Source organism: Paenibacillus sp. MER 180, from assembly GCF_023713665.1.
Taxonomy (GTDB): domain Bacteria; phylum Bacillota; class Bacilli; order Paenibacillales; family Paenibacillaceae; genus Paenibacillus_B; species Paenibacillus_B suaedae.
Window position 1 is genome coordinate 23,787 of sequence record NZ_JAMAVT010000005.1, and the last position, 26,908, is coordinate 50,694.

The 26,908-nt window shown below is 45.1% G+C and carries 26 protein-coding genes; 8 read left to right on the forward strand and 18 right to left on the reverse strand.

What is annotated here, in order from left to right; genetic code table 11:
* Nucleotides 1–269: 269 nt before the first annotated feature.
* Complete coding sequence (locus M3661_RS09435; RefSeq protein WP_251484049.1) at nt 270–1,934, forward strand: multicopper oxidase family protein; 1,665 nt, start codon at nt 270–272, stop codon at nt 1,932–1,934.
* Nucleotides 1,935–2,120: 186 nt separating this feature from the next.
* On the opposite strand, the gene M3661_RS09440 is transcribed toward M3661_RS09435, so the two are convergent.
* The 4 genes from M3661_RS09440 to M3661_RS09455 all read right to left on the reverse strand — a co-directional run bounded on the left by M3661_RS09440 (nt 2,121) and on the right by M3661_RS09455 (nt 6,024).
* The gene (locus tag M3661_RS09440) at nt 2,121–2,801 is read right to left on the reverse strand and encodes a response regulator transcription factor (RefSeq protein ID WP_251484052.1); all 681 of its coding nucleotides are present in this window, start codon (nt 2,799–2,801) and stop codon (nt 2,121–2,123) included.
* Entirely contained in the window at nt 2,791–3,705 is a 915-nt protein-coding gene (locus M3661_RS09445) for a sensor histidine kinase (protein ID WP_251484054.1), read from the reverse strand. Before M3661_RS09445 ends, M3661_RS09440 begins: the two co-directional genes overlap by 11 nt.
* A gap of 375 nt (nt 3,706–4,080) precedes the next feature.
* Nucleotides 4,081–4,542 (reverse strand): CcdC protein domain-containing protein, encoded by a 462-nt coding sequence (locus M3661_RS09450; protein ID WP_251484057.1) that lies wholly within the window; start codon nt 4,540–4,542, stop codon nt 4,081–4,083.
* 306 nt (nt 4,543–4,848) lie between these two features.
* A complete protein-coding gene (locus M3661_RS09455) occupies nt 4,849–6,024 on the reverse strand; it encodes an oxalate decarboxylase family bicupin (protein WP_251484892.1) in 1,176 nt (391 codons plus the stop codon).
* A gap of 328 nt (nt 6,025–6,352) precedes the next feature.
* Between M3661_RS09455 and M3661_RS09460 the strand changes: the two genes are divergently transcribed.
* Together M3661_RS09460 and M3661_RS09465 are read left to right on the forward strand one after the other, a co-directional pair.
* A complete protein-coding gene (locus M3661_RS09460; RefSeq protein WP_251484059.1) occupies nt 6,353–6,979 on the forward strand; it encodes a hypothetical protein in 627 nt (208 codons plus the stop codon).
* Nucleotides 6,980–7,032: 53 nt separating this feature from the next.
* Nucleotides 7,033–7,395, forward strand: coding sequence for a winged helix-turn-helix transcriptional regulator (locus tag M3661_RS09465; RefSeq protein WP_065292769.1), 363 nt, complete (start codon nt 7,033–7,035; stop codon nt 7,393–7,395).
* Between the two features lie 67 nt (nt 7,396–7,462).
* Here M3661_RS09465 and M3661_RS09470 read toward each other — a convergent pair whose 3' ends face one another.
* The 7 genes from M3661_RS09470 to M3661_RS09500 form a co-directional block, all read right to left on the reverse strand.
* Nucleotides 7,463–7,987 carry an NAD(P)H-dependent oxidoreductase gene (locus tag M3661_RS09470; protein WP_251484061.1) on the reverse strand — a complete coding sequence of 175 codons (525 nt, stop codon included), beginning with the start codon at nt 7,985–7,987 and terminating at the stop codon, nt 7,463–7,465.
* Nucleotides 7,988–8,286: 299 nt separating this feature from the next.
* Complete coding sequence (locus tag M3661_RS09475; RefSeq protein WP_251484063.1) at nt 8,287–8,754, reverse strand: RND family efflux transporter; 468 nt, start codon at nt 8,752–8,754, stop codon at nt 8,287–8,289.
* A gap of 6 nt (nt 8,755–8,760) precedes the next feature.
* Nucleotides 8,761–9,630 carry a carbohydrate ABC transporter permease gene (locus M3661_RS09480; protein ID WP_065292772.1) on the reverse strand — a complete coding sequence of 290 codons (870 nt, stop codon included), beginning with the start codon at nt 9,628–9,630 and terminating at the stop codon, nt 8,761–8,763.
* A gap of 50 nt (nt 9,631–9,680) precedes the next feature.
* On the reverse strand, nt 9,681–10,547 hold the full coding sequence (locus M3661_RS09485) for a carbohydrate ABC transporter permease (RefSeq protein ID WP_251484064.1): 867 nt from the start codon (nt 10,545–10,547) through the stop codon (nt 9,681–9,683).
* Between the two features lie 199 nt (nt 10,548–10,746).
* Nucleotides 10,747–11,865: a HAMP domain-containing sensor histidine kinase gene (locus M3661_RS09490; RefSeq protein ID WP_251484067.1), complete on the reverse strand. Its 1,119-nt coding sequence runs from the start codon at nt 11,863–11,865 to the stop codon at nt 10,747–10,749.
* Nucleotides 11,858–12,553 (reverse strand): response regulator transcription factor, encoded by a 696-nt coding sequence (locus M3661_RS09495; RefSeq protein ID WP_065292775.1) that lies wholly within the window; start codon nt 12,551–12,553, stop codon nt 11,858–11,860. Before M3661_RS09495 ends, M3661_RS09490 begins: the two co-directional genes overlap by 8 nt.
* A 171-nt stretch (nt 12,554–12,724) precedes the next feature.
* Nucleotides 12,725–13,714, reverse strand: coding sequence for a phosphotransferase (locus M3661_RS09500; protein WP_251484069.1), 990 nt, complete (start codon nt 13,712–13,714; stop codon nt 12,725–12,727).
* Nucleotides 13,715–13,912: 198 nt separating this feature from the next.
* Here M3661_RS09500 and M3661_RS09505 point away from each other — a divergent pair, with 198 nt between their 5' ends.
* From M3661_RS09505 to M3661_RS09515, 3 genes are read left to right on the forward strand one after another with little or no spacing between them, the layout of a single operon-like run.
* On the forward strand, nt 13,913–15,205 hold the full coding sequence (locus tag M3661_RS09505) for a glycosyltransferase (RefSeq protein WP_251484071.1): 1,293 nt from the start codon (nt 13,913–13,915) through the stop codon (nt 15,203–15,205).
* Between the two features lie 16 nt (nt 15,206–15,221).
* The gene (locus M3661_RS09510; RefSeq protein ID WP_251484073.1) at nt 15,222–16,946 is read left to right on the forward strand and encodes a CotS family spore coat protein; all 1,725 of its coding nucleotides are present in this window, start codon (nt 15,222–15,224) and stop codon (nt 16,944–16,946) included.
* 20 nt (nt 16,947–16,966) lie between these two features.
* The gene (locus M3661_RS09515) at nt 16,967–18,103 is read left to right on the forward strand and encodes a glycosyltransferase family 4 protein (protein ID WP_065292779.1); all 1,137 of its coding nucleotides are present in this window, start codon (nt 16,967–16,969) and stop codon (nt 18,101–18,103) included.
* Between the two features lie 50 nt (nt 18,104–18,153).
* Here the strand turns inward: M3661_RS09515 and M3661_RS09520 are convergent, their stop codons facing one another.
* The 3 genes from M3661_RS09520 to M3661_RS09530 are packed head-to-tail and all read right to left on the reverse strand — an operon-like array spanning nt 18,154 to nt 21,426.
* Complete coding sequence (locus M3661_RS09520; protein WP_065292780.1) at nt 18,154–19,104, reverse strand: NAD-dependent epimerase/dehydratase family protein; 951 nt, start codon at nt 19,102–19,104, stop codon at nt 18,154–18,156.
* Between the two features lie 55 nt (nt 19,105–19,159).
* Nucleotides 19,160–20,455 (reverse strand): UDP-glucose dehydrogenase family protein, encoded by a 1,296-nt coding sequence (locus M3661_RS09525; RefSeq protein ID WP_251484075.1) that lies wholly within the window; start codon nt 20,453–20,455, stop codon nt 19,160–19,162.
* Between the two features lie 5 nt (nt 20,456–20,460).
* Nucleotides 20,461–21,426, reverse strand: coding sequence for a sugar phosphate nucleotidyltransferase (locus M3661_RS09530; RefSeq protein WP_251484077.1), 966 nt, complete (start codon nt 21,424–21,426; stop codon nt 20,461–20,463).
* A gap of 235 nt (nt 21,427–21,661) precedes the next feature.
* On the opposite strand from M3661_RS09530, the gene M3661_RS09535 reads away from it, so the two are divergent.
* Nucleotides 21,662–22,126 (forward strand): hypothetical protein, encoded by a 465-nt coding sequence (locus M3661_RS09535; RefSeq protein ID WP_251484079.1) that lies wholly within the window; start codon nt 21,662–21,664, stop codon nt 22,124–22,126.
* 110 nt (nt 22,127–22,236) lie between these two features.
* On the opposite strand, the gene M3661_RS09540 is transcribed toward M3661_RS09535, so the two are convergent.
* The 4 genes from M3661_RS09540 to M3661_RS09555 all read right to left on the reverse strand — a co-directional run bounded on the left by M3661_RS09540 (nt 22,237) and on the right by M3661_RS09555 (nt 25,828).
* A complete protein-coding gene (locus M3661_RS09540) occupies nt 22,237–23,487 on the reverse strand; it encodes a TolB-like translocation protein (protein WP_065292534.1) in 1,251 nt (416 codons plus the stop codon).
* 245 nt (nt 23,488–23,732) lie between these two features.
* Entirely contained in the window at nt 23,733–24,389 is a 657-nt protein-coding gene (bshB2, locus tag M3661_RS09545) for a bacillithiol biosynthesis deacetylase BshB2 (protein WP_065292535.1), read from the reverse strand.
* A gap of 68 nt (nt 24,390–24,457) precedes the next feature.
* Nucleotides 24,458–24,802: a YojF family protein gene (locus tag M3661_RS09550; RefSeq protein ID WP_021253524.1), complete on the reverse strand. Its 345-nt coding sequence runs from the start codon at nt 24,800–24,802 to the stop codon at nt 24,458–24,460.
* 129 nt (nt 24,803–24,931) lie between these two features.
* Nucleotides 24,932–25,828 (reverse strand): DMT family transporter, encoded by an 897-nt coding sequence (locus tag M3661_RS09555; RefSeq protein ID WP_251484894.1) that lies wholly within the window; start codon nt 25,826–25,828, stop codon nt 24,932–24,934.
* 128 nt (nt 25,829–25,956) lie between these two features.
* On the opposite strand from M3661_RS09555, the gene M3661_RS09560 reads away from it, so the two are divergent.
* On the forward strand, nt 25,957–26,838 hold the full coding sequence (locus M3661_RS09560) for a LysR family transcriptional regulator (protein WP_251484089.1): 882 nt from the start codon (nt 25,957–25,959) through the stop codon (nt 26,836–26,838).
* Nucleotides 26,839–26,908 lie beyond the last annotated feature (70 nt).

The following is a 26,908-nucleotide window of genomic DNA, read 5'->3' on the forward strand; positions in this document are numbered from 1 at the left end:
AATGGAGAAAATGAATTGATTTTTTGTACAATTGTCACTACTAATTCAGTTCATATCCGTCTTTTTTCAAATAGATGCGGACTAAATTTCTCATTTTCCAATCGTCGTCCACGACCAAAATTTTGCCGCTGTGCATCTCCTCCTCGATGTTCAAGCTTTGTATATTCACAATACTGCATAAATTTGTGTTTTTTATGAATCTCCATCATTTCTCCATATTTGCTGTCTATACTGAGACTGTATTCTACAAGAATGATAATTCAGGAGGCATGGAATTGAAAAGCTTATTCTCAACTCGCAATCGGATGCTCCAAACCATGGTCGTCACCGGGATAATTGCATTACTAGCAAGTGGATGCTGGAACGGAGGAACTGCCAAGGATCATACCAACATGGATCATGCTTCTATGTCGAACAAACAAGAGTCGAAGCTTACATCGAATACCGACACAGATATAGTAAAAGAAATAGTGAAGCGTACTGTAACTACACCCACTGTTGATGGCACATCCCTAACCATTACTGCTCAACCAAGTAACTTGGAAGTATCCAATGGGGTGGTGCTGCCCGTATGGACATTTAACAACTCAGTTCCTGGGCCGCAGATTCGAGTAACGGTTGGCGATATTGTCAAGATTAAGCTGGAAAATGAATTGCCGGAGCCTGTATCAATCCATTGGCATGGATATCCCGTTCCCAATGGTATGGATGGTATTCCTGGCGTCACCCAAGATGCTGTTGTGCCTGGGAAGTCCTTCATCTATGAGTTCAAAGCAACGGTACCGGGAACGTATTGGTACCATTCGCATCAAGACAGTGTAAATCAAGTAGACAAAGGACTGTATGGCTCGCTCATCGTCGAAGATCCGAAGGAGCAAGTTGATCGAGATTTTACGCTTGTGCTGGATGAATGGATAAGCATGGGAAAGATGAATACGGAGCGAGCAGATGAAAATCAATCGAATATTCAATCAGATATGTCAGGCATGGATCACTCCAAGATGAATATGTCGAAATCCGGCATGAGTGGCATGGATCATGGAACGATGTCAATGGGCGGTCATGATATGAGCATGTACGACCTGTTCACTATGAATGGAAAATCGGGTGATGCAATAGAACCGCTCATGGTCAAGCAAGGAGAAAAGGTCCGGATTCGCTTAATCAATGCCGGATATCTCTCACATCAGATGCACCTGCAAGGGCATGAATTCAAGGTCATCGCTATGGATGGTCAATACGTCAACAGTCCTGCTGTCATTCAAGATCAAGTGATATCAATTGCGCCTGGCGAACGATACGACCTTGAGTTCGTTGCTGACAACCCCGGTACGTGGCTGTTGGATGAACACAGCAAAGAGGATCGAGCTCGCAATATGAGAGCTGTCATTCAATATGAGGACTTCACGAAGCAGGCTGCCAAATCCGATGCATTGGAAACCCTGCCTCACTTCAATCTCGCTGCGTATGGCAAGATGGCGGAAACGGCATTCACACTCGACCAGAAGTATGATCAACAGGTTCTGATGAATCTAAACACAGAAAAACGAAATGGCGAGATGGTTTATACCATTAACGGCAAGGTATTTCCGGACACAGACAAAATCAAAGTTGCCAAGGGTGACAAAGTCATGGTTACCTTCGTCAATCAATCACCAACCGATGATCATCCCATGCATTTGCATGGACATTTCTTTCAGGTATTGAGCAGAAACGGGCAGCCTTTACAAGGCTCTCCTGTCGTCAAGGATACATTGAACGTTAAACCCGGTGAGCAGTATGTTATCGCTTTTGAAGCAGATAATCCCGGAGATTGGATGTTCCATTGCCATGACCTGCATCATGCTTCGGCAGGCATGGTGACAGATGTTAAATACAAAGACTATAAGAGTACGTATGTACCAGATTCGAATGTCGACAATAAACCTGAATAATGAACGAAATGAATACAGCCAAGCCTGTTGGTTAGAGAGTCAATAGGCTTGGCTGTTCACAGGGTATCAGCATAAATAGACGTTGATTGATTTCATGATGTCCTTTCATGTCTCATGTTGTACTAGCCATATATCGAGACCACATTCCTACTGCTATTGCTGGTGCTATTACTGGTTACTACCATTTTACTGGACAATCCCATTCCGAAGTGCGTATACGACTGCTTGTGTACGGTCATCGACTGCTAGCTTCTGCAAGATACGGTGAACATGTGTTTTCACTGTGCTTTCACTGATGTGGAGTATTGAAGCAATGTCTTCGTTGCGCCATCCATATGCCATTTGTTGAAGCACTTCAATTTCTCTTCCGGTAAAGGCCTCCGCACGCTCATCCTGGCATAATAGTTCAAATCGTTGAAGCGCAGGCTTCTCACCCATTCGTATGACTTGACTCATTACTTTGGATGCAACTGCTGTACGATAGATCGCTTCTCCACGATGTGCTGCACGAATCGCCTCAATCAGTTCATTGGGGGTAGCATCTTTGAGCATATATCCTACAGCGCCAGCACGAATGCCATCGTATACATATTGTTCAAGTTCAAATGTTGTGAGAATGATTACCTTCAGTTCGGGAAATGATGCAACAATGTCGCGTGTTGCTGCAATCCCGCTGTATTTCGGCATTTGAACATCCATTAAAAATACATGCGGCTGTACTTGTTCTGCTACGGCAATTGCTTCGCGGCCATTGGCTGCATAACCGACCATCTCCATATCTGACTGAGCATTAATAATATGGCTCCAACCACTGCGAACAAGCTCTTGATCATCTGCAATCGCGACTCGAATCAACTCATCCCTCATCCCTGCTTCCCTCCTCTACAAAAGGATCGTGATCTACGTAATCGTGAGTCGGTATCGCTACGGATAGCGCAAGCCCATGAGGATGTATGTGTACTAATCGCAAGGTTCCTCCTGCCGCCTTACATCTCATCTCCATATGAGATAAGCCAAACCCTGGAATTATAGGCGTCTGGCTATCGTTCTTTCCATTGTCCTGTACAGTCATTCTAATCTCCTCGTCACGCTCCACGATTGTTATCTTGACCTCCGTCGCAGCAGCATGACGGATGACATTTGTCAATGCTTCCTGAAGAACCCGGTATAGTAGTTCAGTGATGTATGGTGTCCAAGCACTGCCACAGTCTACAGCTTCAAATGTAATCAATAACTGACTCTGTTCTCTAACTTGCTGGATAAGTTTCTCCAGCGCATTCATTCCGCCATAAATCTGGTTATGATCTGTCATTTGATGCACGACCGCACGGACTTCGGTCAGGCAATTTCGAGCTACCTCGAGCACAGTGGCCATAGCCTGCTCGGCTTCTTCCTTATTCGCTTGCATCATATACGGCAATGCCTGAAGCTGGACGATAACCGAGGTTAATCCATGTCCGATACTATCATGAATGTCTCTTGCAATACGGGTTCGTTCTTCTAATACAGCATATTGAAGCAGGCGGCTTGTAGCCTCTTCCAGTTCGTAATGAGCACGCTTCAATTCAAGATGCGCCTGCTCCATATCGATATGCATGTCGCTCAATTGTTGGTGCGCCTCACGTCTCGTACGCGCTCCCCAGAAGATGACATAGATGCCGACGAGCAGAAGCATGTAGACTCCTACTCCATATTCAGGTGAATGGCTGGTATAAAACAACATAACTGCGCTAACAGCCGTGATTACAGCTGCAAGCACAGCTGCAAGCATCCCTTTTAGCCTCAATGCGATGTATGCGATGAGGTAAATTACTAATGATGCTGACGTTCGTACTGTATCAAAGAACAACCATGAAGACATGGTAAGTAACCATAGTAATAGGATGATTATGTAATAGTTCCGTGTATTCCGAACTCTTCCGCCTGGGGTCCATATCAGAAGGAAGACGTACGAGACGAACATCGCCAGTCCTGTCCCGATACTCCAAACTGAAGAAGAATTCTCATACGGAATAAAGATGATGAGGATGATTAGACTTAATATAATCACCCTCAATCGGCTATGCATAGGCTTCTCATATGAAATTATGGGTCGATTGACTCGCATAGATTGCAGATCACACCTTCTGAGAGAGGGATTCATGCCTCATATTCTCCCGTGGCCTTGCAGCTGCCGATAGCGCAAAAATAGAAAAAAGCGTCTCGCACATACACTGCCAAGCGGAATCATAACGAGTGCATTACTTAATGATACCAGAGCATGCTCTCTCCCCCAATAGCCAATTGCCAAGCGTAGAAGCATTGCAGCCATAAAAATAATGACGCCTGCAATTGAACTCTGTGAAGTTATTCTCCCAGTAACCGGATGAACACGGAGTTTTTCCAGGGAAGCCCTCCACATGCCCAGCCCTATGCCAAGAACAAGACAGATCGCATATAGCAGGAAGCTCATCCAAGTCAAGTTCGCAGTCTGTGAGATTGTCGTAAAGGTTACCCAAATGAACAATACTGGAGTGATCCACATGCGTGATGGGCGCAATTCCTTTTCCTTTCCCATGCGTAGAAGTACAATGGCCAGCACAATCATAAAAGTTGAAGCAGATGTCATGATATCTCCTCTTTACCTTATATTTGATTTTCTAATTAGCAGTATAAACAGAATGCTGCATATTGAAGTCCACCTACAGATTGAATTTTGATAAATAGTATGCAGGTTGGTTCATTGCTGCACGCTGTTCATCGTAGAGTTCAATGGTTGAACTAGACATTCATAGCCATTACAGCGTGTTACAAAAAAACGGTGCACTTCCTCACAAAAACAAGCTGCTGCCTGCAGATTGTGAGGATGTACACCATTATCTCCGCTTACTTCTCAATGTAGTCTCAGTGACGAATGACGTTCAGTTATCCGATATTAATGATGTTGTTGCTCGACAACTGGCGGTATTCCAGGATATTTCACGACTGGCCACTTCGCAGTTCGCAGGGCATTCATTAATTCAGGCGAAGCATTCACATTCGATTGGACGAGCTGCTTCGGCGTAAGCGCCATCCATTGATTGAGGGACACGTCTGCAAACCGATCACTCTTGAACATTTCGAGGAACCATAAGCTGTCTGTCCCTGTATTCTGAATATAATGTCCAAACGCAAAAGGAACGTATCCGACATCCCCTGCCCGATAGTTAAAAGTCCGTGCTACACCATTCCCCGAGAAAACAGTCATTCTGCCCTGTCCGGTAAGATAATATTGCCATTCATCATTGTTAGGATGCCAATGCATCTCTCTCATGGCGCCAGGCTTAATCTCAACAAGTGCTGCAGCTATCGTTCGTGAAGCTGGAAAATTGGTTGCATCCACGATGCGAACTGTCCCACCGGGAGTTGTGATTGGCGGCTGAGCCATCAAGCGATGTACGAAACCCGGCTCAATCGTCCCGTAAGGATCAGGCACCTGCTGACTCTCAATCGATCCTGGTACTTGAGATTGATAAATGTACACCTGCTCAGAAGGAATGTGCTCAAATGCACTTATCGGTACACCAAAATTAGCTGATAAAACCTCCTTCGGTGTATGCGCAAACCAATCCGATATCGAAAGGGTATTTAGATCCGAAAAACTCCCGTCATCGAACACGAGCAGGAACTCGCAGCCCTCCTCTAGCCCCTGAATGGAATGTGGAATGCCGGGAGGGAAGTACCACAGATCTCCCGGTCTAACATCTGCGATAAAATTACGACCGTTCTGATCGACCGCGGTCACCCGGGCGCTCCCCAGGATCATGAACGCCCATTCTGCCTGTTGATGCCAATGAAGCTCCCTTACCCCACCTGGAGTAAGCCTCATATTGACACCTGCCAGCGTCTTCGCTACCGGCAGTTCTCTTACCGTGACTTCGCGTGACCACCCCCCCTTATTCAGCTGCATGTGTGCATCGGAAAAGGAAAACTTCAAATTCGGAACAAGTCCTGCATCCGTTGGCGGAGGAACGAGCATATCTGGATTTTCCATATCCCGCATAACATCGCGTGGACCGAGATCAGTTGCCCCTGCACCGTCACTTTCGCGAATGGGCTGCGGAATATGCATCTGCTTCGAATCATGTATATCCACGATCCCACCTCTCCCTTCTCTGAAACTTATCGAACAACGCTAATGAGATGTTGCGTACATATAATGTTGCCTGAATAACAACTCAAGGAACTGGCAACGATTCCATTGATCCTTATGAACATGATGCTTCGATTATGCTGTAATATCCGCGTTCGGATGCAATTCAGGACTAGGAAAATGGATATCTTTCAACAACAACGAGTGATCCCTTATCTGAGGTATATACAAGCACCTTGTTTTAAATGGTATTTATTGTTATTTATCTTCTCGCATTATGGTATAGTAAACTGAAGGAGGGATCAAAGTGAAGCTCCATCGAGTATCGGCATTTGTTTTCATCCTATTGTCTTTGGTAACTGGTTGTATATCGGGTTCATCGGTTCCTGAGCGGATCAATACTCCCCCAACGATAACGTTAACTCCCATTGATCCATTTCAAGGTGAAGCAGCGAAGTTAAATCCTTTCCTCGGAAATATGACGGGGGCGTTTACCTTGAGATATGAAGGCACAAAACCAAAAGCGAACTTGGATATTGAGATCTGGAACTATGGCAAAAAAGTAAAATCCGTTGGCGGCCTTGGCGATATATTCTTCACACCTAATAAGGAGGAACGGAAAGAGATTGAGCTTATCATATCCATTGATACCGTTGCTGTCATAGGACAGGACAATATGAATCATATCAAGATTGGCATCGTCCATGAATCTAGTACAACCCTGTACGGCCTTTCGCCCCCAACAGATCATAAGGTGATGGGACGGGGGATCATTTCATATCATGAGCCTCAATCCTTTATTGCACAGGGTACGATTCGGGTATGGGGCATGCAAATGACGAGTGCAAATCACATGATTACTGCAGATTTCTCACAGGAATCACTAAGCAAAGTCGAGCAGGCGATCCTCTTCACTTTGCGGTTTGATGATTAATTTACGGTACATCATGTTTATGCTACTATCATTCACGAAGGAGTGTGTTGTTTGTGCAAGAACCATGTCTTCCTACTGGTGTGGATGTCAAAGACACCCCGTTTGGCTACACACTGTCTTTAATAGGCGGCAAATATAAAATGATCATTATGTATTGGCTGTCCGAGCATAAGGTCATGCGGCATAATGAGCTGAAGCGAAGCATCGGTACCATTTCATTCAAATCATTGAGCGTTATGTTAAAAGAGATGGAGGCAGATGGCCTTATCCAACGCAAGGAATATCCACAAGTGCCGCCAAAAGTCGAATATTCCTTAACGGAACGTGGTCTATCGCTCATCCCTATAGTAGATATGATGTGTGATTGGGGAGAGAAGAACAGACTATCACCCTTAGAAACTGTGGAACATTCATAATGCAAAAGAAGTATCTCCTGCATGAGGAAATACTTCTTTTGCTATTAGACGGGATAAAAAGAATAACTTACAGATTGTCAATGAATTTCACGTATTCAATTGCTCCCTGATCCAGCTTGCTTGCTGACGGCTCATGCTCCGCCCCGTAAAACGCATAGAACGAGCGATAATCTGCTTTACAATACTGAAAGCTTAATTCGAATGGGGATAATACTTGCTCGAATGTATAACGATATTTCCCCTCCTCGAAATCCTCTTTTTTAATTCCGGCAGATACAGCCAATGCAGCTTTGCGATCTTTCAGTTTATCGCCACTTGAACCATAGGCCCAACCATAAGTAAATACTTCATCAAGCCATTTTTTAAGAAGAGGCGGGCAATTAAACCAATAGATTGGGAACTGCAAGACAAGATTGCCATGAGATTCAATCAACTGTTGTTCTTGCTGAACATCAATGTTGCCATCAGGGTATACCTTATACAATTCGTGAACTGTATATTTGTCCGGGTACTTCTTGAGTTCTTCGGCCAAGCGTTTATTGACAACGGACGTATCTAAGTTAGGATGAGTTAAGACAACAAGTGTTTTCATCGATTTGACCTCCATAGATTGGTTTGCCTCTTGAGTATATGCTGTAAACTATCTATTTGTAAGTACGCACTTTTAGTTCAGGTACTTACATAAAGGTTAGTATCAAATGGTCAAAACCGACAACACTTGTGCAGTTGACTAGATGCTGGAAACCGATCCCCCGTCCACCCGAAGATTGCTTCCATTGATGAAAGAGGCCTGTTCGGAGGCTAGTACCTGTTACAATGGAGATGTCTATCCTCAATACCATGTGCAACATAAACAGAGAGCTCGCGCATGTGCACGTCCTCTCTGTTTCCTTACTCATTCAAATACGTTGTCACCCGATTTTGGATTAATTTTGCTACCTCTTCGGCAGATTTCTGACCAGCAATATACGATTTCGCTTCTTCGGTTACGATCGCGGACAGCTTGTCATCACTAGACCGATAACCGCCCGCTGCTGCCAGCAGCGTCTGACCTTTTTGGATGTAGCTCCCTTCTTTCACGTAGATCTTGCTAACCCGCCACGGTGCCGCATTCGCTAATTTCACTTCGGACACAGGCCGCAGGATACCACTTGCTTCAAGCTTATAATCAAGGCTCCCTAGTGCCGCTTTCTCAGTAACAACCTTGGGGAGCGTTAACGATTCCAATGTATTGCTGAATAAGGTACAGAACACTAACAGTCCGATAAATAACCCGAACAAAATGACTATCGTTCGTTGACGCTTTTTCTCTGTAGCAGCGACTTGTCCTTCACTCCCCACTTCCAATACTCCCTTCAAACCAATCTATCCCTTGATGCCTGACAACTGGACACCTTCGATAAAGTAAGGTTCCACATATAAGAACAAGAGCACCATGGGGGCCATATACAGCATCGAAGCAGCGAAAGCGACTCCCCTGGCCCCTTTATTGATGTTCGATAAATATACGGAGAGTGGCTGCTTAAGTGCATCGTGCAGGAAAATAAGAGGCTGCTCCACCATGTTCCAATAATCCACAAATAGCAAAATGACAAGGCCCGCTATTCCTGGTTTGATTAAGGGTGCGATAATCGACCAGAAAATTCGGAGGTGACCAGCCCCATCAATTTTAGCTGCCTCGATGTAATCGTACGGAATGTGCATCATGAACTGGCGAAGCATAAATACACCGAAGGCGGCAAATATCCCAGGAAGAATAACCGAGCTAGGATGATTCAGCAATCCAAGTTGATCGGCCATCATATAATGGGGAACAAGCGTAACTTGATAAGGCATTAGCATCGTGAACAGGTAAACAAGAAATAGGAGCTCGCGACCACGAAAACGCAGTTTGGAGAATGCATATGCGGCCAGAGCTGCAACTAAGGTTTGACCAGCGATAATCGGCACCACCATAAATACAGAATTCCAGAACATAGCTATATATTTCGAGTTCCGTATCAATAGCATGGAATACTGCTCTATGGACACTTGATCCGGAAGCAGCTTCAAATTCACGAACTGCTGGGCAAAAGCAGATACAGTTGAACCTACATGGCCAATCAATCCATAATTCATTTCAATTTCTTGTTCTGTCATTATTGAATTTGTGAATGTAATCACAATTGGTGACAATAACAATCCAGCAAACACTACCATAATGGCCGTCATTACGATTTTTTGTATTCTTCTCATACGATTGATCTCGTTACCTCCTTTCTCATGTCTGCTGCTCTATCTGTTGCTTAGTCCAACGAATGTCGAACACGACGCTCTATGAAATACATCCCGAATACGATGACTAAGATGCAAGCTGCCATTAATGAGGCCGCCGCCGTAAGCTTCTGGATGTCCAAGGACACAAACATATTGTTCATAAAATGCTGCAGCATATAAATGCTGTCATGCGGATAGTCGCCGGCAACTAAGTATGTTTCCCGAAATACCTTGAACGAATTCATAATCGACATGAGGACTACAAAGAACATCGTAGGTGTTAGATACACGAGCGTGATGCTTCTGAATTGACGGAAGCTGCCTGCCCCTTCTATATAGGCTGTCTCATAATAGTCCTTCGGAATCTGCTGTAAGCCTGCCAAGAATAGAATCATGTTATAGCCAATGTTTTTCCATATGTATACACCGATGATTACATAGCGAGCGGCGTCAGTCTTCATCCAATCCACACGTTCAAGCATCCAAGTACCTAACCAAGCGTTAAGGGAACCATTCCAGTCAAAGAGGATCTGCCAAATGAGCACGATAGACGCCGTAGGAACGACGAGCGGCAATACATAGGCTGTGCGCAGAATGTTGCGGCAATAGATGTGTTTGTTCAACATAATAGCGATGCATAGGGACAGCACGATGAGGATCGGAACGCTTATAACTGTAAAATATGTCGTATGTAAAAAAGCTTTGCGAAAAGAGTCGCTATCGAGCAGTTCGCGATAATTGTCAAGTCCGACAAATTGTCCTTGAACAGCGTTGTTCTGAAATGAATACATCATCCCTTGTACAAAAGGGATGAAATAAAAGATCGCAAACCCTATTCCGCTAGGCAAAAGAAACATAAAAGCTGCAGGTGTATCCTTGCGGAGCCATTTTGTCATTTCACATCCCCCATCATTCCTATCCCAAATGAAAATTCTTCATATAAACTATGGAAGTTGATATCAGACTCTACGTAGTATGAAGCATCCACATAAACATGAAAAAACCCACTTTCTCTCAACGCTTCTCTTATCCTGCACTTAGAATAGAGCAAACTGTTTAAAGAAAAAGTGGGGTAAAAATAAAGTTTTTCTTAAATTAACGTTTTTGGGCTAAGAGAGAATCATCGTTGTGATAAGGCAAGCGCACTTCGAAAATCGTTCGTACCGCATCACTCTGAACGGATATCGTTCCATCATGCTGTGAAATGATATTCTTCGTAATGAATAAGCCTAAGCCTGTGCTATCCCCTTGCTGGGATCGGGCTTGATCAGCGGTATAGAACATGTCAAACAAATGAGGGATATGCTCCGGCTTGATTTGATCCCCATAATTAATCACCTTCACAATCACCTCATTCAACACGATTTGGGCTTGAATATCTACAAACTTCCCATCACTTCCGTAGCGATTCGCGTTAGACAGTAGATTCTCGAATACTCTCGCTAGCATCTTTCCATTTCCGCAAATATACATGTGTGACGGTATATTCAAACGAACCTGTAAACCATTCTTCTCTAGAACGGGATATAGTTCCTCGGTAACCTGTATGAGAAGCTCACTTACATCCATTCGATGCCTCTCAATGGCCGCTGTACCATAATTCATTCTCGTTACTTCAAATAACTGATCGATGAGTTTCTCCAATCGTTGCGATTTAGTATAAGCGATTTCCGTGTAATGGATGATTTGTTCTTCTGTTAGTTTTTTATCTCGAAGAATGAGATCCAGGTACCCAAGGATAGACGTTAGTGGAGTACGCAAATCATGTGCCAAATTCATGACCAATTGATCCTTGCTGTTCTCAGCAAAGTCTCCTCTCTCAACCGCCTGCTGCAGCTTAATCTTGGCCAAGTTAATGTCTTTCGCGATAACCCCGAATTCATCTTTGGATTCGATATGTACTGGACTTGCGAAATCTCCGTTGGCAAGCTGGTTAATTCCATCAGAAATCATGTTAAAGTATACTGCATACCGCTTCGTAAGCAAGAAGAAAAACAAGATCGCAAGCGGTGTGAAAATAAGTAAAAAGAAATTAATATCCCCTATATCCCTAATGAAATATCGAACGGAGGTTAATGGATGTTCGTACTTCATGGTGTGATAATACATCTGAAGAAGTTTGTATAGTAAGAAAATGATTCCTCCGGATAGAAGGATACTGACACCAAAAAGGAACAGCATTTTAGCACGGAAGCTGCGAATGATTTTACCCATTGAACGTGTAACCTACTCCCCAGACTGTTTTGATTAATTTGTTTTTCGCGGTATCTTCTTTCAACTTTTTGCGAAGTGTACGAATATGCACCATGACCGTATTCGCATTCTCAAAATAAGCTTCGCCCCACACCTGTTGAAAAATATGCTCCGAGCTGAATACCTTCTTCGGGGAGCTCGCGAGCAGGTGCAAGATATCGAATTCTTTCGGTGTAAGTTCAATCGGTTCATCATACAGCCGAACCGAGCGCTGCTCGAGGTTCATAACAAGTCCGCCGTTCTCCAGTACATTGCGAGCTGATGCAGCAGAAGAATTGAACTGCATGCTGCGCCGCAGATGTGCATTCACCCGAGCAACCAACTCCATGGGGTTGAACGGCTTGGTCATATAATCATCCGCTCCTCTAACCAGACCCGTGATTTTATCCAAGTCGCTTGTCTTGGCGCTTACAAATATGATGGGCATATGGTTCTGTTCTCGGATTTGCCGGGTAACTTCATAGCCATCCAGCTTCGGCATCATAATATCGAGTATCGCCAAATCAATGGAATGGCGATGAACAGCATGTACTGCTTCCTCACCATCTGTCGCAATGATACAATGATAGCCTTCCTTCTCAAGATGATAAGCGATTAAATCAGCTATTTCCTTCTCGTCCTCTGCAATAAGTATCGTAATTTCTCTCATGCGATCTACTCCTGTGAAATGGTAACATTTCCTCCCATTGTAACAGATCCTCACTACAATTACAGAGCTAAGCAGGCATTGAACAATGATCAACCACCTGCTTAGCTAAGCTGTATTCGCTTCATGTAACGAGTACTGCCCATTTTGTGCGTTGTGACCGGATTTGTCAACCTATGCTTGAACTGCTGAAGCCAAGCTTCGAATCCTAGCCTTCCCCTCTTTCTCCATCCATTCCAGAAACGGCATTTGCTTCCTATATTGATGCTTCCACTTCACATCGGGTTCTGCGGAATGAATGGATTGGCTTAGGAAAAACAAACTGATTCGAGACACAGCAGCAGGGAGCAAGTATATCTCAATATCGGACAGCTTCCCATATCCAGTTAGGAAACTGGCGTCGAAGGTACTCGCATAATTCGGCAGCAATAAGTAGATTACCCATATCGAATAGGCAATGTCGAAGAGGCGTGTTCCGTTCCGTACAAAGTCAAAATCCAGCACACAGCTCACTTCATTGCGAATGTACTTCTGATTCCAGAAATGCCAATCACCGTGGATGATTGTCCGAGGCAGCAACGATGCATCTTTGTCGTATTTATGAAGTACTCGGTTCATGACACGCGATACTTCTGCATGCTCCTTGCTAGGAATTGTCGGCAATTCTCGAAGCCGGCTCAACCGTTCCCTTAAATCGCTGCTTTTATGGTAGAATGACCATTCAGGAAGTGGGCCCGGCGGCTCATCTCCCAGAATATGATGGAATCTTCGAAGCATACTTGCACTCGAATGCACTTGCTGCTCCCGGCACAAGAACGATCTACCTTGTACAAATGGCGTAACTTGAACCCGCTTCCCATCAAGCTCTACAAAGCTCATACCCTTCTCATCCTGAACAGGACGAGGTACAGGAATCCCTTCATTCTCTAGCTTCGCAAGCAGATTCGAGACATATTGAAGGTGAGCTTCACTTACGGATGAGCTAATAAAACGTACAACGAATTCCCCATTTGTTGTCGTTATTTTCAGATTAATATTATATGAGCCTTTTAACCTATCTCCTATGCCTACCAATTCCCCTAAGGAGAAATGTTGACAAACGAAATCGATAGCTGCTGCTGTTCGCAGCGATTCGTCTGTGATCATATCGAGTGATGGCTCCATACTCACATCTCCTTCTTCTTGCTTAACACGAAGCAAGTAGACTCTGCTATTCACTATATTCGAAACTACTTCAGTATTGGCATTACAATGGTGGAATAAGCAGGACAATTTCCAAAATATACGATTGTACCTTTCACTTTTGTTCCTATGACATATGAATATACTATACGCTAATCCCCTTATAAAGGGCGTGAACCAATGCAGAGAAAAAAACGGACACCGAATGTAACAAAGAATCAAAGAAAGCGCGAAAATCCTAGACGCAAAAAGATTATCAATACCACACAACACTCTACTTCGGTTACCCTTTCAGAACCTGCTGCCCCCTTATATCGCCCCCCTCCTGTACAATGGCCGCCGCGTATATTAATGATTATCGATCAATTCAATATTGGAGGTACCGAGACTTACACACTCTCATTGACGCGAGAGCTTATTCGGAGCGGGGCAGTCGTAGCAGTAGCAGGCAAGCGAGGCAAGATATTGGATTCCTTCATTGGTCTCGGCTGTCCGTACTATGAGGTTGATTTCGTGCTTGATAATTATGAGCCTGATGTCCAAAATGCAAAGCTGCATCTCGATGTATTAAAAATGATTATTAGCACGGAACGCATTCAAATTATACACGCGCATCAACACCCTTCCGGAGAGCTTGCTAAGCGCGCAGCTGAGGAGATGAATATCCCCTTTGTCTTTACCGTTCATGGCTGTTATTATGATGCATCGCATATGCAGAAGTTGAAGCCAAATACCACTTTTGTAAGTGTCAGTCCAGCGATCGAGCACTCACTGAACATGGATGGCATTACGTCCCATCTTATCCCGAATGGACTCGATGCAGTGGAATTCAGCAGTTACCCCGAAGCCTATCAGCGGTATTTGCGAAGCAAACTGGGCATTCCAAATAATGCCTTCGTCGTCATGTATGTAGGCCGTCTAACATGGGAGAAGGCAGATATATGCAAAGACGTCATCCAAGCGACATCTGCACTACGCAAAAAATCAGTCAGCCCTATCGTCCTTCTGATTGTAGGCGGCGGTATCCATCAAGAACAGGTCGTTAAGCTCGTCGAGAAGGAGCGTCATCAAGCTGGAGATTCCTTCATCATCTATCCGGGAGAAATGCTGAATATGAGGGCTTGTTACGCCATAAGCGATTGTGTGATCGGTACGGGGCGCATCGCATTAGAAGCAATGGCCTGTCAACGTCCTCTTATTTGTTCGGGGAGTAAAGGTTATCTTGGGGTCGTAGATGCAAGCTGTTATGAACAAGCGTGGAACTCTTGGTTCGGGGATCACCATTCTGCCAATTCCGTACCGAAGGGACTATTGACGGCACATATTGAACGAATCTGGAATATGGACTTCGAAGAAAAGAACGCGATGGTTCAGTCCGGACGAACATTCGTCATGCAAAGATTTCATGTCGCACAAATCACAAGTAAAATGCTGGATGTGTATCGTCAATTACTATTTCCTAAGCGTGACTAAAATCGATGTGGAGGGAATGCCGTTGGTTCAATTTCATATAGAACCGTGGGAACATCTTATTGATACCGTACCACCCGGCACGATTCTGGAACAATATGTGCCTCCCGAGGTTGAAGAAGCAGCACGTTATGTGATAACGAAATATGATATGCAAGTGTCCAGCATGGTGCTGATTACCTCTAAACCTGACAAGGGCGGTGCGATCTGGCGAATTGAAACGAATCATGGGCCACGAAGCCTTAAAGTCCTTCATCGTACTCCTGCTCGCAGTCTATTCAGCATCGGTGCACAGCAATATCTGGTTGAGCAAGGTGCTCGCGTACCAGCACTCATCCGGACGGTTGAGAACGATATCTATGTTGAGACTGGCGGAAAGCTGTGGATTGTAACGGACTGGGTTGAGCCCATGCAGCCTGTGTCGAAGGTTGACTTAGAAGGAGCTGCTCTTCTCTGCTACGGTCTCGGTGAATTCCATAAGTTCTCGAAAGGATACATTCCTCCTTCAAGTGCCGGCAAGTCCTCAAGACTATACAAATGGCCAGCATATTATGAGAAGATCATCGCCAAAATCGGCTGGTTCCGTGACATTGCCGCCGTTTATACCGAATATCCTGTCAGTCAGAAACTACTCGAAGTCGTAGATAGTTTCGAAACTCAGGCCAAAGAGACATTAGATCGATTGCTGAATGTATCGAAATATTTCAAAATGGTGGCAATGGGTGAACCCTATTGGGGATTAGTGCATCAAGACTATGGATGGTCTAATGGCCAAATGGGCCCAGGTGGAATATGGGTTATTGACTTGGATGGGGTCGCATACGACCTTCCTTTTCGTGATTTACGCAAACTGATTACAAGTACGATGGATGATATGGGCTACTGGGATACAACCTGGATTCGCGGAATGATAGGCGCTTATCATGAAGCGAACCCAATGGATCGAGAAACGTTCGAGCTGCTCTGCTTGGATATGGCGTTCCCGAACGAATTCTATAAGCATGTCAAAGAAATCGTATTTGACCCAACCACCTTCATGAGTATGGAATTGGAAGGTATTCTGCAACGTGTACTTGCTACAGAGAGCACCAAATGGCAGGCCCTAAACGAGCTTGCTGGCGACATCGAAAATTATGAACCCGGAGATTATTCGCAAGTTCCTGAATCATCAATGTGGCAGTTTACCATGCCTGGTATCGAATATGCTAACGGAGAACTTGTATTCGACAAGCTTCCTTCGCTACCCGAACAATCATCTGATCCTGCTCTTCAGCCAGCCGGAGAAATTGTTCCTGATACAATATCTACCCTACTACCTGATGCCGTCGGTCAATTCGAGAATGCAGTGTCGAGCCTATTACCAGCTGAAGTAATTGACGCAGCTGTCCCTCAAGAGGTCCCTGCACAGCAGCTACACGCCGAGGAGACAGCCGTTGCCGCTTCCGCTAATGAAGCGCTTCCGCTCTTCCCTACCCTCACTCTTACTCCTGATACGATCTATGCCGTCCGCCGCCGTAGAACTGCTCGCCGCAAGCGTAGAAGAATACGCCGCCACCGCTCAAGAAGAGTGCTTACGCGAAGACGTCTTGCTATTCGCCGCAAGCGCCGCAAAAAATCTTCGATCCTGCGCCGAATCCAGAGAACAAAGTTGTCCCGCACATTCGTCGGTCGGAAGAAGCGGATCTCCCGTTCAGCAGCGATACGCAAATCTAGAAAAAAATCACGTTCCGGTAAAACGGGATAAGACAGGAGGAAGCATACGGCGTGAACATATTAATGATCTGTACGGAGAAGCTTCCTGTCCCGAATATTAGGGGCGGCGCCATTCAGACCTATATCGGAGGAGTAAGCTCGCTGTTGAGCCGGAGTCATCACCTTACGATAGTCGGTAGATCGGATCCGGAACTGCCTGATGTTGAAGTGGTCGATGGGATTCCGTATGTTCGCATTCCTTCGGAGGGACTATTCGAGGTATATGCCGAAGGAGTTATTCGATTTCTCGCTCAGAATGGCAAGCAATACGATCTGATCCATATCTTTAATCGCCCACGACTTGTTCTCCCTGTGCGGAGTATAGCACCTCATGCCCGAATCGTCTTAAGTATGCACAATGACATGTTCCATCCTGGCAAGATTCATCCGGAAGAAGGAAGAGCCGTTGTCGAACAAACGGATGCTATTATTACCATAAGCAATTATATAGGACAGGAAATATGCAGATATCACCCTCACGCCGCAGCGAAAATACGTACAATATATTCCGCAGCAGACCTCTCCCTATTCGCTCCTTGGATTGAATCCGATTCTGCTCGCCAGGCACGCAATAGCCTTCGTACAGAGTATCAGCTGAATTCGAAGAAAGTTATTTTATTTGTTGGGCGATTGTCTCGTAATAAAGGCCCGCATGTGCTTGTGCGTGCGATGTCACATCTGAAACATTCAGATGCTGTATTAGTCGTAGTTGGCGGCGCATGGTACAGCGATAATAAAGTCAGTGACTATATTGGATACGTAAGAGCAATTGCGGCTCGCTCTCCTGTTCCTGTGATTACAACCGGCTATGTGCAGGCGAACGAAGTCCATCGCTGGTTCTGTGCAGCAGATATATTTGTATGCACCTCAATATGGAATGAACCACTCGCGAGAGTACATTATGAAGCGATGGCAGCTGGCCTTCCATTCCTTACGACCTCTCGCGGCGGTAATCCTGAAGTGATTCTTCAGGGAAATGGTCTTCTAGTTGAAGACCCAGAGAATCCACTAGAATATGCGAATAAGCTGAATCATCTTCTTGCAAATATGGATGAATGCAGACAAATGGGGCTGCGAGGAAGAAGAATTGCAGAGACACGGTTCGTGTGGCAGCGTGTCGCTCAAGAAATATTAGAGGTATGGGGTTGATTTACTGCTGTCATAACTGTGGCGCCGGCAACTCGGCGCCACCTCCTCCGTTATAGTCCGTACAATTGTCGAATCGATGCAACCTCCCGCTCTAGCCCCTGTAGCAGATCGATTTGTGGATCGTAAGCGAGCAGCTTCTGCGCCTTACTGATATCTGCCCATGTGTGGCTTGGCTCCCCATAAGTTCTTCCCATATATTGAATGCCTGCTTGATGTGGAATCAGCTGCTGCAACATATGAATGCAATCCATAATTGACGCTCGCTGCTTGCCGCCAATATTCAATATTTGTCCCAGAATACCATCCGTATGAACAGCGGCTGCAATTCCCTCAACACAATCGGATACATAAGTAAAGTCGCGTGTTTGGCTTCCATCACCAAATAAGGTGATCGGTTCACCGTGAATCATTTGATGAATAAAGCGGTGAAAGGCCATATCAGGACGCTGTCTTGGCCCATATACAGTAAAAAAGCGAAGTATCGTTACGGGAATCCCATCATTATGCAAATATACGCGGCACAGGTTCTCCCCAGTTAATTTGCTGACGCCATACGGCGACAATGGCTCCGTGATCGCCCCTTCATCCACTCTCCCCGTCTTTTCTCCATACACGGATGACGTAGAAGCATAAATAAATTTGCGTACCGGGCTCGACTTGCACGCTTCCAACAGCCGCTGTGTTGCCACAATATTGTGAGAGGCATAGTGAAGAAAATCCGGCCCCCAGCTCGATCTCACGCCCGGCATGCCTGCGAGGTGGCACACGACGTCGACATCCTTCAGCAGCAGTTCATTATTAGATTGCAATAAATTTGTTTCGTGAAAGGTAAATCTATCATGAGTTCGCAATGAGCTTAGATTGAGTTCCCTCTGAGGGCGCGGTGTTGACGAGTCAATATAGCCATCAATGCCAATAACGTGTACATGTTCATCCAGCAGCAGCCGTTCACAGAGATGGGAGCCGATGAATCCAGCAGCTCCCGTCACCAATATATACATATTCGACTACTCTCCTCCTTATCTATTTCTAACGGAACATTTCATACTCTTCTCTCTACTTGTGCCCACCCACTCCTTCATAATCGTATCCAATTGCTTGCATCTCATTTGCTCTGAGCATATTTCGGCCATCTAACAGAATAGGAGTTCGCATGATAGGGAGGGCCTCACTCCAATTCATAGATTCGTATACCGCCCACTCGGTGCAAATGATAGCAGCATCCGCATTGTGCAATGCATCCAAAATATGAGAATACTGTGTCAACCTAGCTGTTGGATAGTTGGGAGGAAGTGCAGCGACGGGATCATGAACGCTTATAGTGGCACCGCTGTTCCATAATTGGGTAATGATCGCTAGCGAAGGCGCTTCTCGTAAATCATCCGTTCCTGGTTTAAAGGTTAGTCCGAGGATTGCGACCTTTTTTCCATCAAGGGTGCCGAGCTTCGCTGTCAGCTTTGTAAGAAAATAAGCAAACTGCGTTCGATTAATGTGAACTACTTTCTCTAACAAGCTAAGATGGATGCCATACTGCTCTGCTGAACTCAGCAATGCGTTGACGTCTTTAGGGAAGCACGAACCCCCGTATCCGATGCCTGCACGTAAGAAGGAAGAACCGATTCGAGGATCTAACCCCATTCCTTGTGCTACATCTGTTATCGATACACCACATTGATCACACAGTCTGGCCAGTTCGTTTACATAGGAAATTTTGGTCGCTAGAAAGGCATTCGAGGCATATTTGATGAGCTCTGCAGTAGATGGCTCTGTTCGAATGATTGGACACGTATACCTTCGGTACAGGCTGCTTACGACATCGGCCGCAGCTTGCGAATCACTGCCTAGAATAATTCGATCAGGATGGAGCGCATCATGAAGTGCACTGCCTTCTCGGAGGAATTCGGGATTGGATACGACGTCGAATGAGATTGGTTTGGTTTGCTTGTTAGCAACCCATTCCTTGATTCGTTTCTGAGTGCCCACTGGCACTGTACTTTTGACTACAATGACTTTGTGTTCCTGCATATGTTCGCCAATCCATTCGGACACCTGCTGTATATATGTTAGATCAGCACTCCCGTCTTCTCGTGACGGTGTACCCACACAAATAAAAAGAATGTGATGCTTCTCAATCGCTTCCTTAGCATCGCTTACAAATTGGATGTTGCCCTGATCCACATACTTCTGCAACAGTTCTACTAGACCGGGCTCGTAGAAAGGAAGATCTCCCTTCTCTAAAGAACAAAGCTTTGAATGATCCGTATCAAATCCTGCTATTTTCCAACCATTTTCAGCAAAAGCTAGAGCAGTCGTTGTTCCGACATACCCGAGACCTACTACTAAAATATCCATGCTGTTCACCCCCCGGATGGTGATGCGATAGCGTGTTGATTCGCGATCACTTTATTAAGCTGTACATCCGTGATGCTGACATCCTGAAGCACAATGCTGTTCTCGATACTGCAGTGATTAATCTTAGCTCTTGGACCAATAGTTACATAGGGTCCTATGATACAGTCTTTCAATTCACTGGTAGAATCGATTACAACTGGTGGGATCAGGCGACATCCCGGATATTGCAACCGCAATTCATGTAAATCTCTATCCCTTATGTCTTCCAGTACCCAGTGGTTCGCCTCCAGCCATCGTCCTATCGTTCCAATATCAGTATGGTTCTTGTCCGTAATCGTGTAGCCAATTGAGAATTGATAGTCTATCAACCATTGAATGGCGTGTGTAATCTCATATTCTCCCCTCGGAGAGGGAGATATCGAACGTACAGCTTGAAATAGCTGCGGCGTGAACACATATGCCCCGAGAGAAGCTAAATTTGATTTTGGATGCTTCGGCTTCTCTTCTAGTCCTACTACTTGATCATCCCTAACTTCTACGATTCCATAATCTTGCGGATGAGCAACCTGTCCTAGTAGCATGCACGCATCGTGTTTTTTGTGCGCTACAACTTCCACGAGTCCTGATAGTGACTCCGTGATTAGATTATCTCCGAGCATAAGTACAAAATCACTCCAGCCAATGTAGCTTTCCGCCTGTCTAACTGCATCTGCAATACCAAGAGGCGTATATTGGAAAATATACGTAATCTCTACTCCCCAACGTTCCCCTCTTCCCAACTGTTCCTGGAATAACATATGGTGTCCAGGTTGAATCACGATTCCAACCTCTCGTATCCCCACTTCTATAAGCTTTTCGATGCAGTAATAGAGAAGCGGAACATTGGCAACGGGAAGCAAAGGTTTAGGGGTCGTGAATGAAAATGGTTGAACCCGTGAACCCTTGCCAGCACTGAGGATTAACCCCTTCATTTTGCTCGCTCCTTTATCTGTTAACAGCCATACATCACTATATGATTCTCAACTCTCCCAAGTAAGGGCTTCTGGAGGTTTATAGATGAAAATATACGGTTGTCATCTGTACTACAAACATATGAAAATTCCACACTCTAACACTTTTATTTGTCCATACCCTTACAGGATATGAACATAGAATAGAAGGAACGCTCATACTGCTTCCAAATCAATCAAGAGAGGATTGATCCGATTGAGTAAGAATGAATATGTAAACAAGATTAAAAAGTTGGAGGATATCGACAGCGTTGAAGTCGAATATGCCGACGGGGAGAAAGTCGAATTTAAGACTGATGAAGGCAGTGACCTTGCGTCTTTTCTAGAACAAATCGATTGGGATCATGTTGAGGATGTCGAAGTCGAGCTAGTTAATGGTGAGAAGACTGGCATTAAATTGGGTGATGACGAGGAAGACGAACTGAATAGCGACAACGATGATGATGACGACGATGATGGTGATGAGGCTGACAGTTACGACGTTGACGACGAAGACGATGATGAGTATGTCAGCGACGATGATGATGATGACGTTGACGACGATGATGATGACGATGAGTATGTCAGCGACGATGATGATGATGATGATGACGACGATGAGTATGACAGCGACGATGATGATGACGATGACGACGATGATGATGACGATGATGATAAATAAGATTGTTTACGACATAGACAAGACAAAAGACGAGGAGCGAACTCCCCGTCTTTTTTACATCGTTCGACTAGAACCCTCGATGCATGAGCAGGATGTGCCGATGGAACCCCCTAATCACTCGTCCCATAAGGTTGAAATACCTCACTCCAATTCCATCGCTCATAGTAATTGGTCCCGAGTGTCAGATTTGGAATCCACACATGCGCATTCTTGCCATCAGGTCTTGACAGCATAACATCTGCTGTCGAACGATTACTTCGAATCCACGCTACCTTCCTTCCATCTTCCACGAACACAGGCGCATAATCGCCGAATCCCATGGCGGGAGCCGACAGCATCGCTTGTTGCCCTGAATCAAGGTCAACCTTCACAAGCTTAGGCAACGGCCTCTTCTCCGCATCGCTTGACCACAACGCTTCGTCAGCTCTCGACGCGACAATTGTACGATCATTGTACCAAGTGAAACCAGTCTCTACTTTGCCCGCAGGAGTATAGATTTGCTGTTTCATTGGTGTCAAGCTGCTTAATAAGGTCAATTTTTTATTGCTTGTTGCTTCTCTTCCCTCACCCGCAATATAAGCAAGTTGATTTGCACTTGGTGCCCAGTTGAACCATTCTTCATCATGGAGCATTGTTCCTACTTTCAGAAAGGTTGTCCCATCTGAAGACAGCAAGCAGAGTGTATTGCTATCTGCAGATAATGAAGCAGTGGGAACAGCAATAAAGGCGATCCATTTCCTATCAGGAGACCATTTAAATGTGCTGGTTAACACGGCGAAGAAATCATCAGTTTGATTGGGAATCCGATACAGCAGTACTTTATTGGGTGTACCTGTTTCGGTGTCTAGGCCAATACGATATAACAATATATCCTCCCATTTCCCAGTTGGCAGCAGCTTAGAGAGTGTGGATACCAAAAAACCATTTCCGCTCGGATTCCAAGCATAGTTCCCGATGTTGTCTTCTATCGTTGTCACAATTGGGGTGCTAGGTGTATCCACATTGGCCATTCGAAGCGTGTAATCGGTTTGAAATGCGACTATGCCGTGCTTGGGCGACCACTGTATATTCTGACCCTTTCCTACTCTTCGAAGCGATTTCGTAGTCATATGGTATACCCAAACCTCATTTTCTTCCTTGCCTTTTGTAAAAGCGACCCACATCCCGTCATGCGACCATTTGGGATTCCGGATGTACTCCCCTGTTGTGATCTGTGTCTCTTGTGTGCCGCTAGTTATCCATAAATCATTGTTGCGAATAAACGCAGCTGTATAGGACGAATTTGTCGGCCATCCACTAGAGGGTGTCGACCATACGAACATCAGCACGAATACAACTATGGCTTGTATGCACTTTCTCATGACACACCTACTTATCATTTTCCTTAGTGTGCCACTGAAGCGAACAGCATATGTGTTGGCCAGATCATGCATGGATACATTTACAAAAACGTCCGTAACTCTAGTCGATTATCTTTTTAGAAATTCAATCGAATATGATCTTCCTCATGATACTATGCGAATTCCTAACAAATAAAAACACTCGATTTATAAGCTGCCGTCAGCTTCATAAATCGAGTGCTATCACTCTTACAATTGGCATTATACTAATCGACAAACCGATATTCCCAGAATACTTCCTTACTATATTTAGCTCGAAATGCCGGATCGTCCAACGTTCCATGGTCTAATAAGAACCTCACTTGCGATTGATGGGCATGAATGGCATAAATCTTTTGCTCGACAAAGTCACTAACATCATTCACTACGCCCGGCTCGCCTAGCACAGCCTTACGATTCGAAGAAAATGCGATGCACAGTACTGTAGGGCGCTCGCTCTCAGGCAGCAGCTTCACCGCTTGCACGACGGCAGCTCCAGTTGCATCGTGATCTGGATGCACACTATGTCCTGGATAGAACGTGTATACAATCGCTGGCTTAAGCTCTACCAGCAAGTCTGCAACTCTTCGCGCCAGCTTCTCCTGTTTTTCGAACTCAATCGTTTTATCATGATACCCCCACATGCGGACATCCTCGATTCCGATCCGCTTGCACGCCTCCAGCAATTCTTGCTTGCGGATGAGCGGCAATGTCACCCGATTGGCAAAGAGAGGGTTACCCATGTTCCGCCCCATCTCTCCCAATGTCAAGCATGCATAAGTAACGGTCATGCCTTGATGAATATGTCTCGCCAATGTACCTGCCATAATCCCTTCATCATCGGGATGAGGCAGCACGACGACAATGCGCTGTTGTGATTCCATTTGATGTCCCCTCTTCAGTTGTCTCCTAATAATGATCATTCGCAATCAGCAGTGAGAAGGCTTGTTCCTTAGAATGGCTGCTCACTAAGCATGAAGCTGACAAGCAAACGTCCCTCCGAATCATGGCCAGCCATAATCAGGCGTTTCTCGTCGCTCTCTTCCCAATGTGTCAGCCCTTCCGCATAAATCCACCCTTGCTCTGTCTTTAGGCCGATACGATAAGGGCCTGTTCCTGCCAATGTGCCATGTGAATAGCGGACGGGGGCATTTTTAAAAAACACGGATGCTGTCATTTTTGATTTATCCCGATGTGCCGCATAAGCACCAGTAGTCATCTCAAGATGCGCATATAACAACTTATCCTGTAAGCTTTGCAGCTGCTGTTGAACGCGATCTGGTTGTATAAGTTGCATGATTCGTTCCTCCATGGATCAATTAACCGCTGACATTATGATATGAATTTCAGTTCTCATTGTATCATATAAAGTTATAGCTTACGTACCTATTCGAGCAAACAACCCGCATCCTCCCCGTACCCTGCTTTACCTTGCAACTAATGACCTTTCTCGTCTCGACTTCACATTAACAAGGTATATGCTGAACAAAATGAAGACAAGCCCTACTACCAAATTGAACGTAAATTGTTCATGCAAAAATATGACACTTGCGACATTCGAGATGAGTGGAATTAAAAAAGTATAGGCCCCCACCTTGCTGGCCTCCCCAGACCCGATCAGTACAAAGTAAGTCAGCCAGCCTAATGCGATTACGAAAATAGATATAAACAATAAATTCAAAATAAACGACAAGTTCCATACAATATCCGACCAGTTCTCAATGAATGCTCCCGAACCCGTTAGCAGCAAGCCTCCAATCGTTTGCTGCAGCGATACGACCCACAGGGAGTCGACACGCTCGCTAATTCGCTTCATATAGACGGTTCCGAATGCCCAGCTAAGTGCCGTACCAAGTGCGAGACCGATTCCAATCACCGATGCATGCCCAATAATGCCAAACGCACAAATGACGGCAACACCCAAGAACCCAAGCACTAAGCCGAACATTTTTCTCGGATGCATCGATTCGCCCAGCCATAGCCATGAGAACACGCCTAGCAAGACAGGCTGAAGAAATACAACTGCCGAAAAAAGCCCTGCAGGCGTATAGAGCAAACCGAATGTCATTAGGCCATAGTACAGCACAATATTCAAAAAGGCAGACACTAAATAAATGGGCCACGTTTCCTTGAGTCGCAGGCTTTTGTATCGCGGCAGCGCAAGCAGGAGCAAAATGATCCCCCCGATAAAGGTACGCAGCCCCGCAAATAGCAATGGCGGCGCATACTGAAGGCCTATTTTCGTCAAGGGCCAATTCACGCCCCACATAATCACAAGAAAGACAAGCAGCAAGATCGTTTTATGTTTGGACAGCTGATTCATCATATTCATCCATTCCTTCCCTACCATTCTATCTGTAAAAGTTTACTTACACCTCCATGTATCATGTTATATTGTTTATGTGCATAAATAAAATGAATCATTGTTATAAGGAGCATATCAAAATTGTTATGACCATTACACAATTGCGTACTTTTTTGACCGTAGCTGAAACTTCCAGCTTTACAAAAGCCGGAGATATTCTTCATATGACGCAGCCTGCAGTTAGCCGTGCCATTTCAAGTTTGGAAGCCGATCTAGGCGTTACTCTTCTGATTCGTGATCGAAAGAACGGCATACTGCTAACAGATATAGGAAGGCGCATGCTCATCCATATTCGCGATATTATGAATGGAATTGAGAAGCTGGAGCAAGAGGCAGCTGCGGAGAAGGGATTAGAGATTGGCACGATCCGCATTGGCTCATTTCCAACCGCATCTGCCTTTTTCTTACCTAAGATTATTAGCCGTATCGAGCACAGATTTCCTCAGTTGGAAATCGAACTGTATGAAGGGACAATAAACGAGGTTAACAAATGGTTAGCTTCGCGCGAGATAGACGTCGGTATTGTTACACAGCCTAATAATGAATTTGAAGCCATACCGCTGTATAGTGACAAGATGGTTGCACTGTTGCGGGAAGATCATCCCTTATGTCACAAGCCCATTATTTGCATTCAAGATCTGAATGATGAACCGCTCATCATTTGCAAGGGAGGTAATGAAATCCCCATCATTGACATTTTTGAGAAGACGGAAACCAGTATGAATATCAAGTTTGTCGTTCATAACACGGGGGCTCTGCTCAATATGATCCAGGAAGGGCTGGGAGTGGCCATTTTATCAGAATTATCACTGATTACTACACCTCCTCATATAGTGACACGCGAGCTCGATCCGATAGTACGAAGAGAGATTTTATTAGCTGCCCCTTCCCTAACGGAATGTTCACTTGCCGTCCAATTATTCATACGAACAGCTCAGGAGTTATTTTGTCATAAAGAAGAGCCTTGATACTCAGATTCTGTTCTGATTCCATCAAGGCTCTACATGCTTCCAATTTTGCTTCTAGCACAAACAGCCC

Excerpts from the sequence above, each read along its gene's own strand:
- M3661_RS09525 (WP_251484075.1), bottom strand. The coding sequence starts at position 20,455 with ATGGATATTTTAGTAGTAGGTCTCGGGTATGTCGGAACAACGACTGCT.
- M3661_RS09530 (WP_251484077.1), bottom strand. The coding sequence starts at position 21,426 with ATGAAGGGGTTAATCCTCAGTGCTGGCAAGGGTTCACGGGTTCAACCA.
- M3661_RS09485 (WP_251484064.1), bottom strand. The coding sequence starts at position 10,547 with ATGACAAAATGGCTCCGCAAGGATACACCTGCAGCTTTTATGTTTCTT.
- M3661_RS09480 (WP_065292772.1), bottom strand. The coding sequence starts at position 9,630 with ATGAGAAGAATACAAAAAATCGTAATGACGGCCATTATGGTAGTGTTT.
- M3661_RS09495 (WP_065292775.1), bottom strand. The coding sequence starts at position 12,553 with ATGAGAGAAATTACGATACTTATTGCAGAGGACGAGAAGGAAATAGCT.
- M3661_RS09520 (WP_065292780.1), bottom strand. The coding sequence starts at position 19,104 with ATGTATATATTGGTGACGGGAGCTGCTGGATTCATCGGCTCCCATCTC.
- M3661_RS09555 (WP_251484894.1), bottom strand. The coding sequence starts at position 25,828 with ATGAATCAGCTGTCCAAACATAAAACGATCTTGCTGCTTGTCTTTCTT.
- M3661_RS09435 (WP_251484049.1), top strand. The coding sequence starts at position 270 with ATGGAATTGAAAAGCTTATTCTCAACTCGCAATCGGATGCTCCAAACC.
- bshB2 (WP_065292535.1), bottom strand. The coding sequence starts at position 24,389 with ATGGAATCACAACAGCGCATTGTCGTCGTGCTGCCTCATCCCGATGAT.
- M3661_RS09440 (WP_251484052.1), bottom strand. The coding sequence starts at position 2,801 with ATGAGGGATGAGTTGATTCGAGTCGCGATTGCAGATGATCAAGAGCTT.
- M3661_RS09455 (WP_251484892.1), bottom strand. The coding sequence starts at position 6,024 with ATGCATATTCCGCAGCCCATTCGCGAAAGTGACGGTGCAGGGGCAACT.
- M3661_RS09500 (WP_251484069.1), bottom strand. The coding sequence starts at position 13,714 with ATGGAGCCATCACTCGATATGATCACAGACGAATCGCTGCGAACAGCA.
- M3661_RS09470 (WP_251484061.1), bottom strand. The coding sequence starts at position 7,987 with ATGAAAACACTTGTTGTCTTAACTCATCCTAACTTAGATACGTCCGTT.
- M3661_RS09540 (WP_065292534.1), bottom strand. The coding sequence starts at position 23,487 with ATGAGAAAGTGCATACAAGCCATAGTTGTATTCGTGCTGATGTTCGTA.
- M3661_RS09505 (WP_251484071.1), top strand. The coding sequence starts at position 13,913 with ATGCAGAGAAAAAAACGGACACCGAATGTAACAAAGAATCAAAGAAAG.
- M3661_RS09445 (WP_251484054.1), bottom strand. The coding sequence starts at position 3,705 with ATGCTTGCAGCTGTGCTTGCAGCTGTAATCACGGCTGTTAGCGCAGTT.
- M3661_RS09450 (WP_251484057.1), bottom strand. The coding sequence starts at position 4,542 with ATGACATCTGCTTCAACTTTTATGATTGTGCTGGCCATTGTACTTCTA.
- M3661_RS09490 (WP_251484067.1), bottom strand. The coding sequence starts at position 11,865 with ATGGGTAAAATCATTCGCAGCTTCCGTGCTAAAATGCTGTTCCTTTTT.
- M3661_RS09510 (WP_251484073.1), top strand. The coding sequence starts at position 15,222 with ATGCCGTTGGTTCAATTTCATATAGAACCGTGGGAACATCTTATTGAT.
- M3661_RS09560 (WP_251484089.1), top strand. The coding sequence starts at position 25,957 with ATGACCATTACACAATTGCGTACTTTTTTGACCGTAGCTGAAACTTCC.
- M3661_RS09550 (WP_021253524.1), bottom strand. The coding sequence starts at position 24,802 with ATGCAACTTATACAACCAGATCGCGTTCAACAGCAGCTGCAAAGCTTA.